Annotated in this window: 13 protein-coding genes and 1 pseudogene; 13 read left to right on the forward strand and 1 reads right to left on the reverse strand. The window is 63.1% G+C overall.

The genetic code is table 11. From position 1 onward, the window contains the following. The first annotated feature begins 181 nt into the window (after window positions 1-181). Complete coding sequence (locus J7I12_RS07700) at window positions 182-1,360, forward strand: sugar transporter (RefSeq protein WP_165450928.1); 1,179 nt, start codon at window positions 182-184, stop codon at window positions 1,358-1,360. 144 nt (window positions 1,361-1,504) lie between these two features. On the opposite strand, the gene J7I12_RS07705 is transcribed toward J7I12_RS07700, so the two are convergent. Further along, window positions 1,505-2,695, reverse strand: a complete 1,191-nt coding sequence (locus tag J7I12_RS07705; RefSeq protein WP_498793497.1) for an MFS transporter — start codon at window positions 2,693-2,695, stop codon at window positions 1,505-1,507. Window positions 2,696-3,224: 529 nt separating this feature from the next. Here J7I12_RS07705 and J7I12_RS07710 point away from each other — a divergent pair. The 12 genes and pseudogenes from J7I12_RS07710 to J7I12_RS07765 all read left to right on the forward strand — a co-directional run. After that, a complete protein-coding gene (locus J7I12_RS07710; RefSeq protein WP_303193265.1) occupies window positions 3,225-4,412 on the forward strand; it encodes a M20 metallopeptidase family protein in 1,188 nt (395 codons plus the stop codon). A 52-nt stretch (window positions 4,413-4,464) separates the two neighbouring features. Then, window positions 4,465-5,727, forward strand: coding sequence for an MFS transporter (locus J7I12_RS07715; protein ID WP_288907375.1), 1,263 nt, complete (start codon window positions 4,465-4,467; stop codon window positions 5,725-5,727). A gap of 381 nt (window positions 5,728-6,108) precedes the next feature. Continuing rightward, entirely contained in the window at window positions 6,109-6,651 is a 543-nt protein-coding gene (locus J7I12_RS07720) for a flavin reductase family protein (protein WP_302548752.1), read from the forward strand. 282 nt (window positions 6,652-6,933) lie between these two features. After that, window positions 6,934-8,973 (forward strand): proton-conducting transporter transmembrane domain-containing protein, encoded by a 2,040-nt coding sequence (locus J7I12_RS07725; protein WP_302413575.1) that lies wholly within the window; start codon window positions 6,934-6,936, stop codon window positions 8,971-8,973. Beyond that, entirely contained in the window at window positions 8,970-9,908 is a 939-nt protein-coding gene (locus tag J7I12_RS07730; protein ID WP_118230158.1) for a respiratory chain complex I subunit 1 family protein, read from the forward strand. Before J7I12_RS07725 ends, J7I12_RS07730 begins: the two co-directional genes overlap by 4 nt. A 2-nt stretch (window positions 9,909-9,910) precedes the next feature. Continuing rightward, window positions 9,911-10,534 carry a hydrogenase-4 component E gene (locus tag J7I12_RS07735; protein ID WP_118230157.1) on the forward strand — a complete coding sequence of 208 codons (624 nt, stop codon included), beginning with the start codon at window positions 9,911-9,913 and terminating at the stop codon, window positions 10,532-10,534. Window positions 10,535-10,783: 249 nt separating this feature from the next. Then, window positions 10,784-12,280 (forward strand): proton-conducting transporter transmembrane domain-containing protein, encoded by a 1,497-nt coding sequence (locus J7I12_RS07740; RefSeq protein WP_118230172.1) that lies wholly within the window; start codon window positions 10,784-10,786, stop codon window positions 12,278-12,280. Window positions 12,281-12,480: 200 nt separating this feature from the next. Beyond that, window positions 12,481-13,581 carry an NADH-quinone oxidoreductase subunit C gene (locus J7I12_RS07745; protein WP_498793499.1) on the forward strand — a complete coding sequence of 367 codons (1,101 nt, stop codon included), beginning with the start codon at window positions 12,481-12,483 and terminating at the stop codon, window positions 13,579-13,581. Between the two features lie 32 nt (window positions 13,582-13,613). Beyond that, window positions 13,614-14,045, forward strand: coding sequence for a hypothetical protein (locus tag J7I12_RS07750; protein ID WP_498794163.1), 432 nt, complete (start codon window positions 13,614-13,616; stop codon window positions 14,043-14,045). Between the two features lie 9 nt (window positions 14,046-14,054). Further along, complete coding sequence (locus tag J7I12_RS07755) at window positions 14,055-14,834, forward strand: NADH-quinone oxidoreductase subunit B family protein (protein ID WP_302548750.1); 780 nt, start codon at window positions 14,055-14,057, stop codon at window positions 14,832-14,834. A 447-nt stretch (window positions 14,835-15,281) separates the two neighbouring features. Next, a complete protein-coding gene (locus J7I12_RS07760) occupies window positions 15,282-16,703 on the forward strand; it encodes a mannose-1-phosphate guanylyltransferase/mannose-6-phosphate isomerase (protein ID WP_498793500.1) in 1,422 nt (473 codons plus the stop codon). A 133-nt stretch (window positions 16,704-16,836) separates the two neighbouring features. Further along, window positions 16,837-17,127 (forward strand): annotated as a pseudogene (locus J7I12_RS07765) (GDP-mannose 4,6-dehydratase); the annotation flags it as partial. Window positions 17,128-17,129 lie beyond the last annotated feature (2 nt).

Consider the following 17,129-nt stretch of genomic DNA (forward strand, 5'->3'; position numbering starts at 1 on the left):
TGCAGAACACGATTTTTATATGAGGCAGCCTTGAGTTGGGGCCGTCTTGATTTGATCCGACAGAGCCCGGTGTTCCCCCCCCCGCCAACCGTGCCGCCGCAAACAGCCCGGCTTGTACTCCGCCGAAAGCAGGCGTATGGGAGACACTGGTATTACTGTTGCGCGTGATAAGGATCAGATCATGACTTCGATTAAAACCCCGGAAGGCAGACGCCTCTGGGTGCCTGTTTTTTCTCTGGCTCTGGCTGCCTTCATATTTGTCACCACAGAGGTTCTGCCCATTGGGCTGCTGCCGGAAATCGCCAAGGATCTTGGCGAAACCGAGGCTTTTACCGGGCTTCTGGTCGCCATGTACGCCTGGAGCGTGGCCCTGCTTTCCTTGCCGCTCACCGCGCTTACGGCACGGGTTGAGCGCCGTAAGCTGCTTATTGGCCTGTTTGTCGTGTTCATAGCCGGGCATGTGCTTTCCGCTCTGGCCCCCAACTTCACAACCCTTATGCTCGCGCGCATTTGCATCGCCAATGCGCACGCCGTGTTCTGGTCCATAACAACCCCCATTGTGGTCCGCATTACGCCGCAGGGGATGAAGGCCAGGGGCCTTGCCATTGTCATCGTAGGCAGTTCGCTTGCCACGGTGATGGGGGTTCCGCTCAGCACCGTTGTCGGACAGCACTTTGGCTGGCGGGCAGCCTTTTTGCTTATTGGCGCTGTGGCCGCCTGCATTGCCTTTATACTCTGGCGTCTGCTTCCGCCGCTTGTCGCCAAAGATACAGGCTCATTCAAAAGCGTTCCCGGCTTGTTTCGCAACAAAGAGCTCGCACTCCTTTACCTGCAAACCCTGCTGGCGGTGACGGGCTATTTTCTTGCCTATACCTATCTTGCGCCTCTGCTGATCCAGATTGGCGGCTTCTCCGGCCAGGCCGTGCCGCTGTTTTTGTTGCTGATGGGGCTTTCCGGCATTTGCGGCAGCCTGTTCGCCACGCGGCTGGCGGCCATGAAGACCAAACTGGTGTTTATTCTGCCGTCAGTGGCTATCTTTCTTTGCCTTCTGGCGCTCAATATCTCCATAGCGCATCTGGCGGCCATCGTGCCCATATGCATCCTCTGGGGGGGAAGCATGGCTGTGCTTGGGCTTTTGTTTCAGAGCAAGATTCTTGAAATAGCAGCACATTCCGCAGACATCGCCACGTCCATCTATTCGGGCATTTTTAATGTGGGCATTGGCGGCGGGGCCTTCATCGGCAGCTTTGTGTTTAACACTCTTGGCCTGCACACGACAGGCTATGCGGCAGCGGCCTTTTTTCTGGCCACAATTTGCGTCAGCGTCTATTCTGCGCGCAGTACCAGGACAACGCCATAACTCCGCCAGGGGCGTCCTGCACGCTGGCGGGGGCCGCAGCGAAGAGCCCCTGTGCGCCTGCGACTGGAATTGCCCCGATAAAACCGGACGCGCAGCCCTTGGCGCAGGCGGGTGCATTTTCTCGGAAAACGCAGTAGCCCCGCCTTATTTCCCTGTCGGGCCGACCAGGCCATACACGGGGCGAAACACAACCCTTGCAATGCCGGCCAGAAGAACCAACAGCGTGATATTGAACCAAAAAGCCGTTTGCAGGGAGCTGCCGTGGGCGATAAGGCCGATAATAACGGGGCCCAGCACAGTTCCGGAATAGCCTATAGTGGTGACCGCGGCTATGGCGGCATTGAGGGGCACCCTGTGCTGGCTGCCGGCCGCAATAAAAATAATCGGCACAATATTGGACACGCCAAATCCCAAAAGGAAATAGCCGGCCATTGCCCAGAAACCCGGAAGAATTTCCATAAACAAAAGCATGCCGCCCACAGCGGTGACGCTGCCGATAAACACCGCCCTGCCGATACCCCCCAGGGTGCGGATCAGCCCTTCGCCGGACAATCTGCCCAGGGCGACAGCGGCAACAAACACACTGTAGCCGAGAGCGGCATACGACTTTTCAAAGCCCTTATACTGCAACATGTACAAGGCGCTCCAGTTGGCTATTACTCCTTCCGCCAGGTAAACAATAAAGCACATCAATCCCAGGACGATAACAATCCCTCTTGGAAAAACCGCGGTTTTCCGCTCTTCTCTGGTGGGGATGTGGTGCAGGAAAGAGTGTGAAAAAAGCAGCAGCGGCGCGGCAATAAACAGGACGCATGAAAAAGCCGCCCAGCTTACCGGAAGCCCGATCCAAAGCAGAAAAATCAGATAGCCGGAGCCAGTCAGGCTGCCGATGCTGTAAAATGCGTGGAAAACAGGCAGCATCACAACATGGCTTTTTTTCTGGACTATGCTGGCCTGAATGTTTGCGGCCACGTCCACAGCGCCCACACAGCCCCCGAACAGCAGAAGCACAACGCACATAAGGATAAAGTGGTCCAAAATGGCCAGCAGAGGAAAACTTGCCGCCAGCAGCGCCGATGCAACCAGTATGACCCTGTGACAACTGAACCTGCCGGCAAGCACTCCGGTAATGGGCATGGTTATGATCGACCCCAGCCCAAAGCACAGGAGCATAATGCTTAATGAGGCCTCATCAAGAAAAAGCCTGTCACTGGCATAGGGAATAAGCGGGGCCCAGGCGGCATAGAAAAAACCGACTAAAAAAAATACCGACATAGCCGCGTATTGCTGTTTTTTTACTTTCCGGGGGAATTCGTGTCTGGTTTTGAGCCACATGGCAGTGCCTCTCACGCCCTACGGCGTATTCTTGGAGATGCGGGATCCTGTGCCAAAACGGGCGAACCGCAGCGCCGGAATGCACGCCCCCCAAACTTCTGCCTGAAGCCGGAGGGGCGCCCGCGATCCTTTCCCTATACCACAACGGCGCTGAAGCCATATGGCTCTTATGGCGATTGCGCTTCGCGGTTATTGCGTTATGGCAGGCAAAATCCGCATGCGCGCTGCCCCCGCCCCGTTTTAGCGGCAGACAGGGCCTTGTAAAGCGGCAGGTACATAAGACGCATTTCTCCTGCACGCAAGGGGCTTCAACAGGACTGCTCCCCGCGGCCGCCAATGGTTCCGGCTGCGGCGCAGGGCTTTTTGCGCGCCACAATTTGTTTTCTTATTATTTATTCAAAAAAATAAGCGGATTGGCAATTGTCATCCGTTTTTGCGTGGTATATAATCACGCCGTTTTATCAGTACAGCGCGCTGCCGGCAGTTCCCCCCTGCCCGGATGGAACTGTCTCCAGTAAAGGAGAAGAACATGCACCATATGCGCAGCGAAGCCGGGGCCATCAGGGAGCAACTGTCAACGTGGCGTGAAACCCTGCACCGGCACCCCGAACTGAGCCTCAAGGAATTCTGGACCACGGACTATCTGAAAAAAGAACTGGCCGCCATGGGCGTCGAAATAGTGGACTGGGGCGGCGAAACCGGTGTGGTGGGGCTGCTGCGCGGCGCCAGGCCCGGCAAGTGCGTGGCCCTGCGGGCCGACATCGACGCCCTGCCCATTGAAGAAAAAAGCGGCGTTCCTTTTGCTTCTGAAAATCCCGGCGTCATGCACGCCTGCGGCCACGACAGCCATATGGCCGCCCTGCTCGGCGCGGCCCGCCTGCTGGCCGCCCGCAAAAACGACCTGGCCGGCACGGTGAAGTTTATCTTTCAGCCTGCCGAGGAGATTTTTACCGGCGGCCCCCTTATGGTCAAAAAGGGCGTGCTTGAAAATCCCCATGTGGATTTCATCTTCGGGCAGCACAACATCTGCGAATACCCGGCGGGCAAGGGCCTTGTTTCCCCCGGCCCCATCATGGCCTGCACGGCCTTCATTTCCATCACAGTGCACGGCAAGGGCGGGCACGGGGCCGTGCCCCACCTGGCCCATGACCCGGTGGTGGCCGCGGCCGCCATTGTGTCGTCCCTGCAGACGGTGGTCAGCCGCGAAATGCGCCCAACCGAAGCGGTGGTGGTCACCATCGGCAGCATACACGGCGGCACAGTGGCCAACGTCATTCCCGATACCGTGACCATGCAGGGGACGGTGCGCTGTTTTGATCTGGAGCTTTTCCACGAGCTTGGGGACCGCCTGCGGCGCATTATTGACCATACTGCCGCCGCGTACAACGTCAAAGCCGACTTTGACTACAACGAACTGGTCCCCAATGTGAACAACCCGCCGGAACTCGTCCAATGGCTGCGCAATGGCCCCATGAAGGAAGTTTACGGCGCAGAAAATATCCTGCCCTGCACGCCCAGCATGGGCGGGGAGGACTTTGCCTGCTACATGGCCCAGACGCCGGGCGTCTTTGTCTGGTTTGGCAGCGGCAATCCGGAGAAAGGCATCAGATTCTCATGGCACAACCCGGCCTTCAATGTGGATGACGAAAGCCTGATTTACGGTGCGGCTCTGTATGCGCAGGTGGCTTTGGACTGGCTTGCCGAAACGGCCGGATAAAAACATGGGGCGGGCCGACGGCAGGCCCATACCAAGCTGAGGGGGAGGCCCTATGAAGTTTACGTGGAAGCACAGGCACACGGCCCTGTCTGTGGTTTTTATGGTCTGGCTGGTTTCCTATCTTGACCGTATGGTCATGTCCACCGCCATACCCTATATTGCCGATGAATTTAACCTTTCCGCCGGTGAAATGGGCGTGGTCATGAGCGCCTTTTTCGCGGGCTATGCCTTGTTCCAGATTCCCGGCGGCATCTTGAGCGACCGCTTCGGCGCGCGCAAAGTGCTTGTCTTCGCCATTGCCTGGTGGTCTCTCTTCACCCTGTTTACCGGCTATGCCGGCAGCCTGCTGGGCCTGATTATCATCCGCATCTGCTTCGGCATCGGCGAAGGCATCGGCCCCGCCGCCACGTGGAAGTCCCTGGCCGTCTGGACGCCCGCCGCAGAGCGCGGACGCGCCAATTCCATCATGATGAGCACCAACTCGCTGGGCCCCGCCCTGGCCCCCCTCTTTGTGGTGGCCATCATGTCCTATTGGGGCTGGCGGGCCGTTTTCCACTACCTGAGCATTCCGGGCTTTCTGCTCTGCGTCTGGATCTGGTTCACCCTGTATGACAATCCGCAGGAAAAGAAGGGCGTCAGCGCCGAAGAGCTCAAGGAGCTGGAAAACGAACCCGCAGCCGACGGCGTGGAACAGAAAAACCTGACCTTTCTTCAGGTGCTGACCACGCCTGTGGTCTGGAAATCCTTTCTTCTGCTCTTTTTCAGCAATACCGTGGCTTGGGGCTACATGTCCTGGCTGCCCACCTACCTGGTCAAAAGCCGTGGTCTGGCCATGGGCCAGATGGGCATAGCCGCTTCTCTGCCTTTTTTCGCCGGCTTCATCGGCGCCATTGTTTCCGGCTACCTCATGGACGGCGCGCTGAAAAAGTACCGCTTCCACTATGTCGTCGTCACCCAGTTGTGCATGGCCCTGTTCCTCTACCTTATGTTCACGGCTGAAAGCGTGACCGCCCTCATGACCTTCAATATCATTGCGGGCTACTTCTGCTTCTGCTGCGTGGCTTCGGTCTTCAGCCTGCCCATGATGGAAGTGCCCAAAGAAATTGCGGGCCGGGCCATGGGCATAGTGAATACCGCCGGGCAACTGGCGGGTTTCCTGGCCCCCATCGTCGTGGGCATGCTCATCACCACCGCTGCCGACGGCGTGCAGAACTACAACGTGGCCTTTGGCTTTCTGTGCTGCTCCAACATCATGGCGGCCATAATCGCCATTTTCTTCCACAGGAGCGACGTCAAGGCCGCAGCCGCCGCATAACAAAATAACGCAAAAAACTTGCCAAACGCTTTTCCCCAAGAAAATACGCAAACACGCCCAAGACCCCGCGCACCCCAAGGTGCTCCGGGGTCTTGGGCGCTCCCTTTTTCTTTGCGGCAAAACGGATATGGCCCCCTGCCGCCTGCGGGCACAGCCGCCCGCCCCTCGCCGCGCATTGAACTCTTGCCGCCGGGCTGCTAGAATATTTAACACTTGAAATGCTCGCTTACGGCAGGCAAAAGCCTGCCTTCTCGCATTTCGTGGCAAGGATTTTCAAGAAAATTCTTGCAGAGCAGTTAGCTCATTTCATTCGCTAACTGCTCTAGGCTCTTTTCAGATTCGCGCCGCAACACACGGCACGGCAAATCCGGGAGGGCGCGCATGCAGCCTTATCCGCTCCATAAAGCCTTTACGCTGCTGGAACCGGGGCCGGTCGTCCTGGTCACCACCTACGACGGCCACAAAAACAACGTCATGACCATCACCTGGACCATGGTTCTGGATTTCGCGGCCGGCTTCGCCATAGCCACGGGCCCGTGGAACTACTCCTACGCGGCGCTCATCACCACCCGCCAATGCGTGCTGGCCATCCCCACCGTGGACCGGCTCAACACGGCGGTGGGCATCGGCACCTGCTCCGGGCGGAATACGGACAAGTTTGCCCGCTTCGGGCTCACCGCCCTGCCCGCTGCGCAGGTACGCGCCCCCTTGATTAAAGAGTGCCTGGCCAACATTGAATGCCGTGTCACTGCCGTGCTGGAAGAGCACAATATCCTTATTCTGCAAGGCATTGCCGCCTATCTGGATGCCTCCCGCCACGAAAAGCGCACCCTCCACGCCGTGGGCGACGGCACGTTTATGGCGGACGGCCAAAAATTAGACCGCAGAGAGATGATGCGCTCCAAGCTCCCGGACGGCCTGTAGCGCCGACGGGCCTCCGCTGCAGCGAACCATATGCGCGGCAGGCCGAACGCCTCCCCCGCCCCGCACCACAGCAATTATCTGCCCTCCCGCCATTGCTTTGCCCGAACATAAGGGCTATGCTGCCTCCGCTTTGTGGTTGCCTTGGGCGGCCACGCCTGTCTGGGGAGGGGGAACCATGTCCACACATACACACGCTCCGGCCGTGAACGGTCCGGCGTGTCCTGACGCGCGCCCGCACTTCCGGATGCGGCCGGGCCGCGCGGCAGCCTAGGCGCACGCCACATGTTTCTTTTCATTCTGGCTCTCTGCATTCTTGTGGCCGCCGCAGCCCTCTGCGCCTTGCTGGCCGTGTGCCGTCCTTCCAGGGCCGTTGGCCGCGCGGCCAACCTGGTGGGCCCATACGGGGCCGTCGCCGCCTGCCTTACAGGGCTTTACGCCGTGGCTGTCGGGCCGTGGAGCTCCGTCCTTGCCGTGCGCCTGCCCATGGGGCTGCCCGTGGGCGCGTGCGACCTGGGGCTGGACGCCCTGAGCCGCCTGTTCCTGCTGCCGGTCTTCGGCCTGGGCATGGTCTGCGCCGTTGCCGGCGGTCTGGCCCTGCGGCATGAGAATCCCAGACGTCACAACCTGGGCGCACACTGGTTTTTCTTCCTCTTGCTGCTGCTGGGCCTGGCCCTGGTCATGACCGCACGCGACGCCGTGCTTTTTTTGCCCTCGTGGGAAATCATGTCCCTCGCGCCCTTTTTTCTCATTGATTTCAACGATGGCGACAGCCGGGTGCGCGACGCCTCCTGGATCTACCTGGTGGCGGCCCACCTGGGGGCCGTGGCTCTGCTGGCCTTTTTCGTCCTGCTCTGGCAGACCACGGGCGCAACCACCCTGCTGCCGGGCGGCGCGCTGCCCCTGACGCTGGGCACGACCGGCACGGGCACGCTTACGGCCCTCTTCATCCTGGCCGTCCTCGGCTTCGGGGCCAAGGCCGGGCTTGCGCCCCTGCACGTCTGGCTGCCCGAAGCCCACCCCGCCGCGCCGAGCCACGTTTCCGCCCTGCTTTCCGGGGCCATGATCAACGCCGGACTGTACGGCCTGACCCGCACGCTCGGCCTGCTGGCCCCGGCGGGCGCGGCTCCGGAATGGTGGGGCTGGGCCCTGCTGCTGCTGGGCCTTTCCACCGGGCTTATGGGCATTCTCAAGGCCGCCGCGCAAAGCAACCTGAAGCGCCTGCTGGCCTATTCCAGCGTGGAGAACATGGGCCTCATGGTCCTGGGCCTGGGCGCGGGGCTGGTGGGACAGGCCAACGGCAATGCCTGGATCGCCGTCCTGGGCTTCGGCGGCGCGCTGCTGCACATGTGCAACCACGCGGCCTTCAAGGGCCTGCTGTTTCTCTGCGCGGGCGAAGTGCTGCACGCCACGGGCACGGTGCGCATGCCCCTGTTGGGCGGTCTGCAACGGCGGCTGCCGTTGCTGGGGGCCTTTTTTGCCGTAGGCGCGGCCGCCATTGCCTGCCTGCCGCCCCTGAACGGCTTTACGGGCGAATTAGCTCTGGCCCTGGCCCTGTTGGACGCCCCCACCCTGTCGGGCGTGGAACGCCAGATGGGCCTGCTGCTGGCCCTGGCCGGACTGGCGGCCATCAGCGGCCTGGCGGCGGCCCTCTACGCCAAGGCTTACGGCATCACCTTTCTCGGCGAGCCGCGTTCGCCCTTTGCGGCCACGGCCCACCCGTGTTCCTGGCAGACGCTCTGGCCCCTGGCCCTGCCCGCCGCGCTCTGCCTCGGCGGCGGACTGGCCGGACCGTGGCTGTTTGACCTGGCCGCCGCAGCCGCCCAGAGCGCCCTGCCCCTGCCCGCGTCCCTGGCGGATGCGGGCCGCGCCGGGCTGACCCAAGCCCGTTTGAGTCTGACGGCCGTGGCCCAGGTGGGCGGCGCGGGTCTGGCCCTGACGCTGCTCCTGTTGCTGGCGCGGCGTTTGCTGCTCAAAAAACGCCCGGTGCAGGCCGTGCCCACCTGGGGCTGCGGCTTTCAGGGGGCATCGCCGCGCATCCAGTACACCGACGCGGGCTTTTCCGAACCCACGGCCAAAATTTTTGCTCCGGTCATGGGCCTGAAAACCCGCCTGGAGATGGATTCCGGCCTGTTCCCACAGACGGGCGAGCTGTATGTCAGCGCGCCGGACCGCCTGCGCAGCGGACTGTTCACCCCTCTGTTCACAGCTGTGGAAAGCCTGTGCAATGCCTGCAAGGTCATCCAGCACGGCAAGATCCACCTCTATATCCTTTATATTCTGGCCACCCTGGTGGCCCTGCTGGTCTGGGGGCTGCGTTCATGAACAACGCCGCAGTCTATCTGTTTCAGTTTGCACTGGCCCTGCTGCTGGCCCCGCTCCTGCCCGGCATCATCAACCGGGTCAAAGCCGTCTTTGCCGGACGCCACGGCAAACCCCTGCTGCAGACCTACTACGACCTGGCCAAACTGCTGGGCAAGGGCGAGGCGCGCAGCCGCACCACCACCTGGATTTTTGCCGCCGCACCCGCCATTGGCCTGGCCGGCGCGCTCTGCGCTCTGGCCCTGCTGCCCCTGGGCGGTGCGGTCTCGCCCTTGGCCTTTACGGGCGACGTGCTGCTGGCGGCCTACCTGCTGGGCATGGGGCGCTTTGCCCTCATGCTGGCGGCCCTGGACACGGGCTCGGCCTTCGAGGGCATGGGCGCCAGCCGCGAAGCCACCTTTTCCGCTTTAGCGGAACCGGTCCTGTTTCTGGCCTTCATGGCCCTTACCAGCCTTTGTCTGGACCTGGGCCGGGGTACGGACACGGCCTTTACCCTCTCCGCCATGTTCGGCGGGCAGACCACCAGCGCGTGGCTCCGGGGCAACGGAGCCCTGCTCCTGTTGCCCGCCATCTTTTTCATCCTGCTGCTGGTGGAGAACTGCCGCATCCCGGTGGACGACCCCAACACCCATCTGGAACTGACCATGATCCATGAAGTCATGGTGCTGGACCACTCCGGCCCCAACCTGGCCTGCATCCTCTACGGATCAGCCCTCAAGCTCTGGTTTTTCGCCGCCCTGACGGCGGGCCTGCTCATCCCTGCCCTGCCCGCCTGGCAACAAGCCGGGCTGCGGCTCGTCACCGTGCTGCTGCTGGCCGTGATCGTGGGCGTGGTAGAATCGGTCATGGCCCGCCTGCGCATGGAACGGGTGCCCTGGCTGCTGGGCGGCGCGGCGGTCATGGCCGCTCTGGCCCTTATCCTGATTCAGGCGAGGTGAACATGGACACGCTGCTGCAATCCTGCCTTTTCCTATTGGTGCTCAGCAACTTTCTCATGCTGGGCACGCGGCGCGTGGCGGGCATGACGCGCCTGACGGCCCTGCAGGGACTGTTGCTGGCCGCCCTGTTGCTGAGTCTGGACCACAGCCTGCTGGCCGGGGCCGTGCTGCTCATCAAGGGCGCGCTGCTGCCCGGCCTGCTCTGGCGCACCCAAAGCCGCCTGCCCGCCGCCGCGCTGATTTGTCCGGCCCGCCGCGTGGGCCTCTGCGTACTGGCGGGCATGGCCGGGCTGGCCTTTGCCATCTGGCTGGACGGCAAACTTGTCATGCCGCAGGGCCTGTTTCCGCCCATGCTCCTGCCGGCCGGCCTGACCACAGTGTTCTGCGGGCTCATCCTTATTGTGGGCCGCATCAAGGCCATTACCCAGGTTATTGGCTATCTGGTGGCGGAAAACGGCATTTTTTTGCTGGGCGTGCCCCTCATGACCGCGGGCACGGTGTGGTTTGAACTGGCCCTGCTGCTGGACGTGTTTGTGGCCGTGTTTGTCATGGGCATAGCCATCAACCACATCAGCGATTCCTTCGCCTCCATCGACGTGGCGGGCTTCCGCAGCCTGCGGGACTAGCCGCCGCGCGCGCGTGGCCCTTGCCGGAAGGGGGCAACCCCTGAAAGTTTGCCCTGCGGCAGACCGGCGGCGAGCGTTGGCTGCAGCAAAAGAACGGGCAGCGGGGGCTGGCCTCCGGGCAACCGACACCTTTATTGATCATTTCAAGCGCGCAGCGTTCCGGATCCGGCGCCGCACGCGCAAGGCATACGGCATGAACAGACCACACGCCCCCCACGGGGCCCACCTTTGCTTCTGCGGGACGCGCCCATGCTGACGGCACTGCTTTTTCTCCCCCTGGTCATGGGCTGCCTCATGCTGCTCTGGGGCCGCGCCGTTGTCTGCCGTCTGGGCCTGCCCCTTACGGCCCTGGGCCACACCGTGCTGACCGGCTCCGTGGCTGCGGCCGTGGCGCGGGGCGAAAAGCCCACGGCCCTGGGCGGCCTGCTGGCCCCGGATCCGCTGGGCACGCTGTTCCTGAGCCTGGCCAGTCTGCTGTTTCTGGCGGCGTCAGTCTACGCCGTGCACTATCTGCGCGACGAAGAACGCATCGGAGAACACACCAACATCCTGGACCACGGTCACTTTACCAATGCGCCCGAACGCCGCTTTACCGCCTGTCTGTGTTTTTTTCTGGCGGCCATGACCTTGGTGACCGTCACGCCGCACATGGGCGCGCAGTGGGTGGGCATTGAGGCCACCACCCTTTCCAGCGCGCCGCTGATCTATTTCCACCGGCATAAAAGCTCGCTGGAAGCCACCTGGAAGTACCTGATCATCTGCTCCGTGGGCATTGCCCTGGCCCTGCTGGGCAACATCCTGCTGGCCGTGGCTTTTCACGGCGCGCAGGGCACGACGCAGGGCGCCGAGGGCATGGACCAGGTGGGCTGGTTTGTGCGCAACGCCGCCCTGGCGGAGCCCACCTGGCTCAAGGCGGCCTTTGTCTTTTTGCTGGTGGGCTATGGGGCCAAAATGGGCCTTGCCCCCCTGCACAACTGGCTGCCCGACGCGCACAGTCAGGCCCCCTCGTTGGTTTCCGCCCTGCTTTCCGGAGCGCTGCTCAACTGCGCAATGCTGGGCATGCTGCGCGGCCATCAGATCATGCTGGCCGCCGGTCTGGGCGGGATTTCCAGCGGCATGCTCACGGTCCTGGGCCTGCTTTCGCTGGCCACGGCCGCCATCTTTATTGTGGGCCAGGGGCACTACAAACGCATGCTGGCCTATTCCAGCGTGGAGCACATGGGCATTCTGGCCCTGGGCGTGGGCGTGGGGGGACTGGCCGTTTCCGGAGCCATGCTGCATGCGGTCTGCCATTCTCTGGTCAAGTGCATGCTCTTTTTGCTTTCCGGCAACATTCTGGCCCGCTACCACACCTATTCCAGCTACGACGTGCGCGGCATGCGCTGGACCATGCCCGTCACCGCCGCACTGTGGACCGCAGGTTTCCTGGCCGTAGCCGGTTCGCCGCCCTTTGGGCTGTTCGTCAGCGAGTTGCTCATCTTCAAGGGCATGCTGGCTGCGGAGCAACCCTGGCTGGCCGCCGCCTATCTGATCTTGCTGGCCGTCATTTTTGTGGGGCTTTCCGTTTCTGTGCTGCGCATGGTGCAGGGCAACCGGCCCACAGATATGCCCGCCCTGCGCCGGGAAGCGCCCTGCAGCGTGCTGCCGCCCCTGGCGCTGGGGCTGGCCGTGCTGACCCTGGGCCTGTGGATTCCCGACGGGCTGTGGAATTTTCTGACCCGAGCCGCCGCGCTCATCGGCGGATAAGGGCGCAGGCGCAGTTGCAGCCGTTGCGGCGAAGGAGCTTGACCCATCACGACGAAGGAAGTTGCGGGCACAGACAGCAGCGCCAGCTACGGATGAAGACAGTACCGCTATGTATTTGTGCGGGTAAGCGCCGGAACGAGCGTGCCGTAAACATTGAGAAGGCATATTCTCAACGGTAATCTGCCCAAGTGAGAAAATAAATGTTGTTTGACTACCGCGATACCGTGCCCCTGAAAGGCATGCCGCCGGTTTCCGTAGAGGAGCTGGGCGATACTGTGCGTCGTCGTCTGGCCGAAGGCTGGCGGCTGCTGGTCCTGTGCGGCCTGCCGGATGCGGACGCCCCCAGGGACAAACCCGAAGAAGTCACCCTGTGCTGTGTACTGGCGCAGGACAGTTCACACTATCTGGAGGCCCTGCGCACCCCGCCCCTGCGCAGTTTTCCTTCCCTCGCGTCCGTCTGTCCGCAAGCCCAGCTCTTTGAGCGCGAAATCTGGGAACAGTGGGGCGTGGAGCCCCTGGGGCACCCCTGGCTCAAGCCCGCGCGCCGCATCCCCGACGCGGCGGAAGCCGCAGCCCGCACCCAGAGGGAAGGCGGCCCCTGTGCGGCGCAGGCCACGCCCGCTGCAGCCCCTTATCCCTTTTTTCGGGTGAAGGGCGAAGAAATCCATGAGGTGGCCGTGGGGCCGGTGCACGCCGGGGTCATCGAGCCAGGGCACTTCCGTTTTCAGTGTTACGGCGAAAACGTGCTGCATCTGGAAATCGCCTTGGGCTACCAACACCGGGGCCTGGAGCGTCTCGTGCTGGAGGGGCCGCCGCACTGCCGTCTGCCGCTGCTGGAGTGCGCGGCAGGAGACACCAGCGTGGGGCACGCCACGGCCCACTGCGTGCTGCTGGAACGCCTGGCGGGCAGCGTAGCGGCCCCGCGCGCCCAGCGCCTGCGGCGCATAGGGCTGGAACTGGAACGGCTCGCCAACCATGTGGGTGACCTGGGGGCCATTGCCGGCGATACGGGCTTTCTGCCCACGTCCTCCTGGAATGGCCGCATCCGCGGCGATTTTCTCAACCTTACGGCCAGCCTCTGCGGCAACCGCTTTGGCCGGGGCCTGCTGCGGCCCGGCGGCTCGGGCCACGACCTTGACCCGGAGCAGTGCGCCGACCTGCTGGCCCGCGTACGCGAGGCAGGACGCGACGCGCGCGGGGCCGTGGACGTCATGCTGCACAGCCAGAGCGTGCTGGATCGCCTCACCGGCACGGGCGCGCTGCTGCCCACCCTGGGGGCCGAGGACGGGAACTGGACCTGACCGGCCCGGCGGCGCGGGCCTGCGGACTGGCGCTGGACGCGCGCTTCCACTTCCCCCTGGCGGACCTGCCCACCGCGGGCTGCGCCCCGCGCGTGGCGCAAGGCGGCGACGTGCTGGCCCGCACCCTGGTCCGCAGCGCGGAGCTGGACGACTCCCTGCGGCTGCTGGAGCTGGACCTCTCCGCCTTGGCGAACATGCCAGGCTGCGCCGCCGCCCCCGCAACGGAGCCCCTGGCCCCCCTGCCGCCCGACACCCTGGCCGTGGCCCAGGTGGAAGGCTGGCGCGGCGAAATCTGCCACTTGGCCGTCACCGGCCCGGACGGCGGACTGCGGGTCTACAAGGTCGTGGACCCTTCGTTCCGCAACTGGCCGGGCCTGGCCGTAGCCCTGCGCGGCAACCAGATCTCCGACTTTCCGCTCTGCAACAAGAGCTTCAACCTTTCTTACTGCGGCCACGATTTGTGAGGCCTTGCCATGCTGCGCATCATCAGGGAACGTCTGCACCAGAAATACCGCACGCTGGACTACCCCCGGCGTCAGCCCGCGCTTTCGCCCCGCTTTCTGGGGCGGCCCGTGCTTACGCCGGTGGACTGCGGCCCTTGCCGAGTCTGCCTGGATATCTGCCCCACGGGCGCGCTGCTGCCCACCCTGGGGGCCGAGGACGGCGCCCCCACGCTGGACATGGGCCGCTGCACCTTCTGCGGGGCCTGCCGCGACGCCTGCCCCAAGGGAGCTATTGCGTTTACAGGCGAACACCGCCTAGCCTCATTCACCCGCGAGGGCCTGCTGGTGCGGCCCGGCGTTGCCGCCGCGGAACAGGAGGCGGCCCACAATGCACCGCCGGCCGCGCGAGAAAAGTTTGCCCTCTTCCGCCGGTCGCTCAAACTACGGCAGGTCAGCGCCGGGGGCTGCAACGCCTGTGAGGCGGACTGCAACGTGCTCACCACCCTGGTCTACGATCTGGGCCGCTTCGGCATTGATTTTGTGGCCTCCCCGCGCCACGCGGACGGCCTGGCCGTCACGGGCCCGGTTACGGAAAACATGCGCCTGGCCCTGCTGGACACCTACGCCGCCCTGCCGGAACCGCGCCTGGTGCTGGCCGTGGGCGCGTGCGCCATTTCCGGCGGCCTGTTCCGCCACGCGCCCCAGTGCAACAAAGGGGTCAGCAATCTCCTGCCCGTGGACCTGTTCATTCCGGGCTGCCCGCCCAATCCCTGGACCATCCTGGATGGCCTGCTCTCCCTGCGGGGATAGGACACTGCAACGGTGAAATTGCTCTGGCGGCGGTGTGGGCAGACGCCCGCCGCGCAGGCGCCAGTAAGGTCTTTGCGCTGGCAAACGCCGAAGTGGTGCAGGAACATCTTTGCAAATGGATATTCGCAAAGTTGCAGTGCTTCAGGCCCAACAGGGGCCGCCGCTGCGGAAGGCCATCCCAAAATCCGGCGGTTTCGTCAGCTGCAACCGGCTGCGGCACAACCTTGTTCCGCGCCCGGAAATGGTGTATCTTGCGTCTGCATCCCGACAAATACCCCTTAGAGCAGTTTACGAATGAAATGAGTTAATTGCTCTGCAAGGATTTTCTTGAAAATCCTTGCCACGAAATGCGAGAAGGCAGGCTTTTGCCTGCCGTAAGCGAGCATTTCAAGTGTTAAATGCTCTAGACAGACTTTTGGCAGCATCTATCTTATTGGTGAGAAACTCATGTCGGACATAGTTCCCGTTATTCTGTGCGGCGGCAGCGGCACGCGCTTGTGGCCGCTTTCGCGCGAAACCTACCCCAAGCAGTTTGTGGATCTGGGCGCAGGGCGTACCCTGTTCAAAGACACCGTAGCCCGTGCCGCCGCCGTGGCCCCCAATGCGGCCCCCGTCATCGTCTGCAATGAGGCGCACCGCTTTTATGTGAATGCGGCGCTCTACCAATGCGGGATCAGCGGCACGGTGCTGCTGGAGCCCGCCCCGCGCAACACGGCGCCGGCCATTGCCCTGGCCGCGCTGGCCCTGGCGGCCGACGGCGCGGACCCCTGCATGCTGGTGCTGCCCTCGGACCACGCCATCGCGGACGTGGACGCCTTTGCGGCGGGCGTGGAGCGCGCCGTTCGCCTGGCGGACCAGGGGCATATCGTCACTTTTGGCATCGCACCCACGGCTGCGGAAACGGGCTTCGGCTATATCGAACAGGGCGCGCCCCTGGGCGAGGACGGTTTTACCGTGGCCCGCTTTGTGGAAAAGCCCGACCAGGCCAGAGCAGAAGCCATGCTGGCCCAGGGCGGCTTTTTGTGGAACAGCGGCATGTTTTTGCTGCGGGCTTCCGTGTATCTGTGCGAGCTGAAACGCTGCGCCCCGGGCATGGCCGCCGCTTGCCGCGCCGCCTGGGAAGGACACAAGGACGACGGCGTGTTCCACCGGCCGGACAAAGACGCTTTTCTGGCCGCGCCCGCCGATTCCATAGATTACACCGTCATGGAGCACACTGCCCTGGCCGCCGTCGTGCCGCTGGCTACGAGCTGGAGCGACCTGGGCTCCTGGGAAGCCTTTTATCAGGCTGGGCAGGCGGATACGGAAGGCAATGTCTGCAGCGGGGACGTGCTGCTGGAAGGGGCCGCCCACTGCTACTGCAACGCCACCCACCGGCTGCTGGCCGTCATGGGCGTGCGCGACCTGGTGGTGGTGGAAACGCGGGACGCCGTGCTGGTGGCCCCGCGGGAACAGGCCCAGGACGTCAAAAAAATCGTGAACCGCCTGCAACGCGCCGGCCGTCCCGAATGCCGTCAGCACCCACAGGTCTACCGGCCCTGGGGCAGCTACGAAACGCTTGTTCTGGACGGACGCTTTCAGGTCAAACGCATCATCGTCACACCCGGCGGGGAACTCTCCCTGCAGATGCACCACCACCGCGCCGAGCACTGGGTGGTGGTCAGCGGCACGGCCGAGGTCACCAACGGCGATGTGACCCGACTGTACACTGAAAACCAGTCAACATATATTCCTGTCGGGACACGGCACCGGCTGAAGAACCCCGGCGTCATCCCTCTGGTGCTTATTGAAATCCAGTCCGGCTCCTATCTGGGCGAGGACGACATCGTGCGCTTTGCCGACGTCTACGGCCGGGGAGATCGTGCATAGCTAAACACATAATCCCCGCCGGCAACGCGGTGGACAAGGGCACAGAAACAGGATATTTTGCTGCGATTCTGAAACAAACGGACTTCCAGACGCGGGCCAGTGCGCCCGCTGCAAAGGATAGCTGCCCGGCATCATGAAAAAAGCGCTCATTACCGGCATCACCGGCCAGGACGGGGCCTATCTCGCGGAATTTCTGCTGCGTAAGGGCTATGAGGTGCACGGCATCAAACGTCGCGCATCACTGTTCAATACGGACCGCATCGACCATCTGTATCAGGATCCGCACGCCAGTGCGCGGCACTTTATCCTGCACTACGGCGACCTGAGCGATTCCAGCAATCTGGTTCGCATCATGCAGGAGGTGCGCCCCGACGAAGTCTACAATCTGGCCGCCCAGAGCCATGTGCAGGTCTCCTTTGAATCTTT

This window comes from Desulfovibrio diazotrophicus (genome assembly GCF_902498985.2).
In the GTDB taxonomy this organism is placed as follows: domain Bacteria; phylum Desulfobacterota; class Desulfovibrionia; order Desulfovibrionales; family Desulfovibrionaceae; genus Desulfovibrio; species Desulfovibrio legallii.

Bases quoted from the DNA above. Each gene is read 5' to 3' on its own strand.
- J7I12_RS07700 (WP_165450928.1), top strand. From the start codon at position 182: ATGACTTCGATTAAAACCCCGGAAGGCAGACGCCTCTGGGTGCCTGTT.
- J7I12_RS07760 (WP_498793500.1), top strand. From the start codon at position 15,282: ATGTCGGACATAGTTCCCGTTATTCTGTGCGGCGGCAGCGGCACGCGC.
- J7I12_RS07755 (WP_302548750.1), top strand. From the start codon at position 14,055: ATGCTGCGCATCATCAGGGAACGTCTGCACCAGAAATACCGCACGCTG.
- J7I12_RS07715 (WP_288907375.1), top strand. From the start codon at position 4,465: ATGAAGTTTACGTGGAAGCACAGGCACACGGCCCTGTCTGTGGTTTTT.
- J7I12_RS07730 (WP_118230158.1), top strand. From the start codon at position 8,970: ATGAACAACGCCGCAGTCTATCTGTTTCAGTTTGCACTGGCCCTGCTG.
- J7I12_RS07720 (WP_302548752.1), top strand. From the start codon at position 6,109: ATGCAGCCTTATCCGCTCCATAAAGCCTTTACGCTGCTGGAACCGGGG.
- J7I12_RS07710 (WP_303193265.1), top strand. From the start codon at position 3,225: ATGCACCATATGCGCAGCGAAGCCGGGGCCATCAGGGAGCAACTGTCA.
- J7I12_RS07705 (WP_498793497.1), bottom strand. From the start codon at position 2,695: ATGTGGCTCAAAACCAGACACGAATTCCCCCGGAAAGTAAAAAAACAG.
- J7I12_RS07725 (WP_302413575.1), top strand. From the start codon at position 6,934: ATGTTTCTTTTCATTCTGGCTCTCTGCATTCTTGTGGCCGCCGCAGCC.
- J7I12_RS07745 (WP_498793499.1), top strand. From the start codon at position 12,481: ATGTTGTTTGACTACCGCGATACCGTGCCCCTGAAAGGCATGCCGCCG.
- J7I12_RS07740 (WP_118230172.1), top strand. From the start codon at position 10,784: ATGCTGACGGCACTGCTTTTTCTCCCCCTGGTCATGGGCTGCCTCATG.
- J7I12_RS07735 (WP_118230157.1), top strand. From the start codon at position 9,911: ATGGACACGCTGCTGCAATCCTGCCTTTTCCTATTGGTGCTCAGCAAC.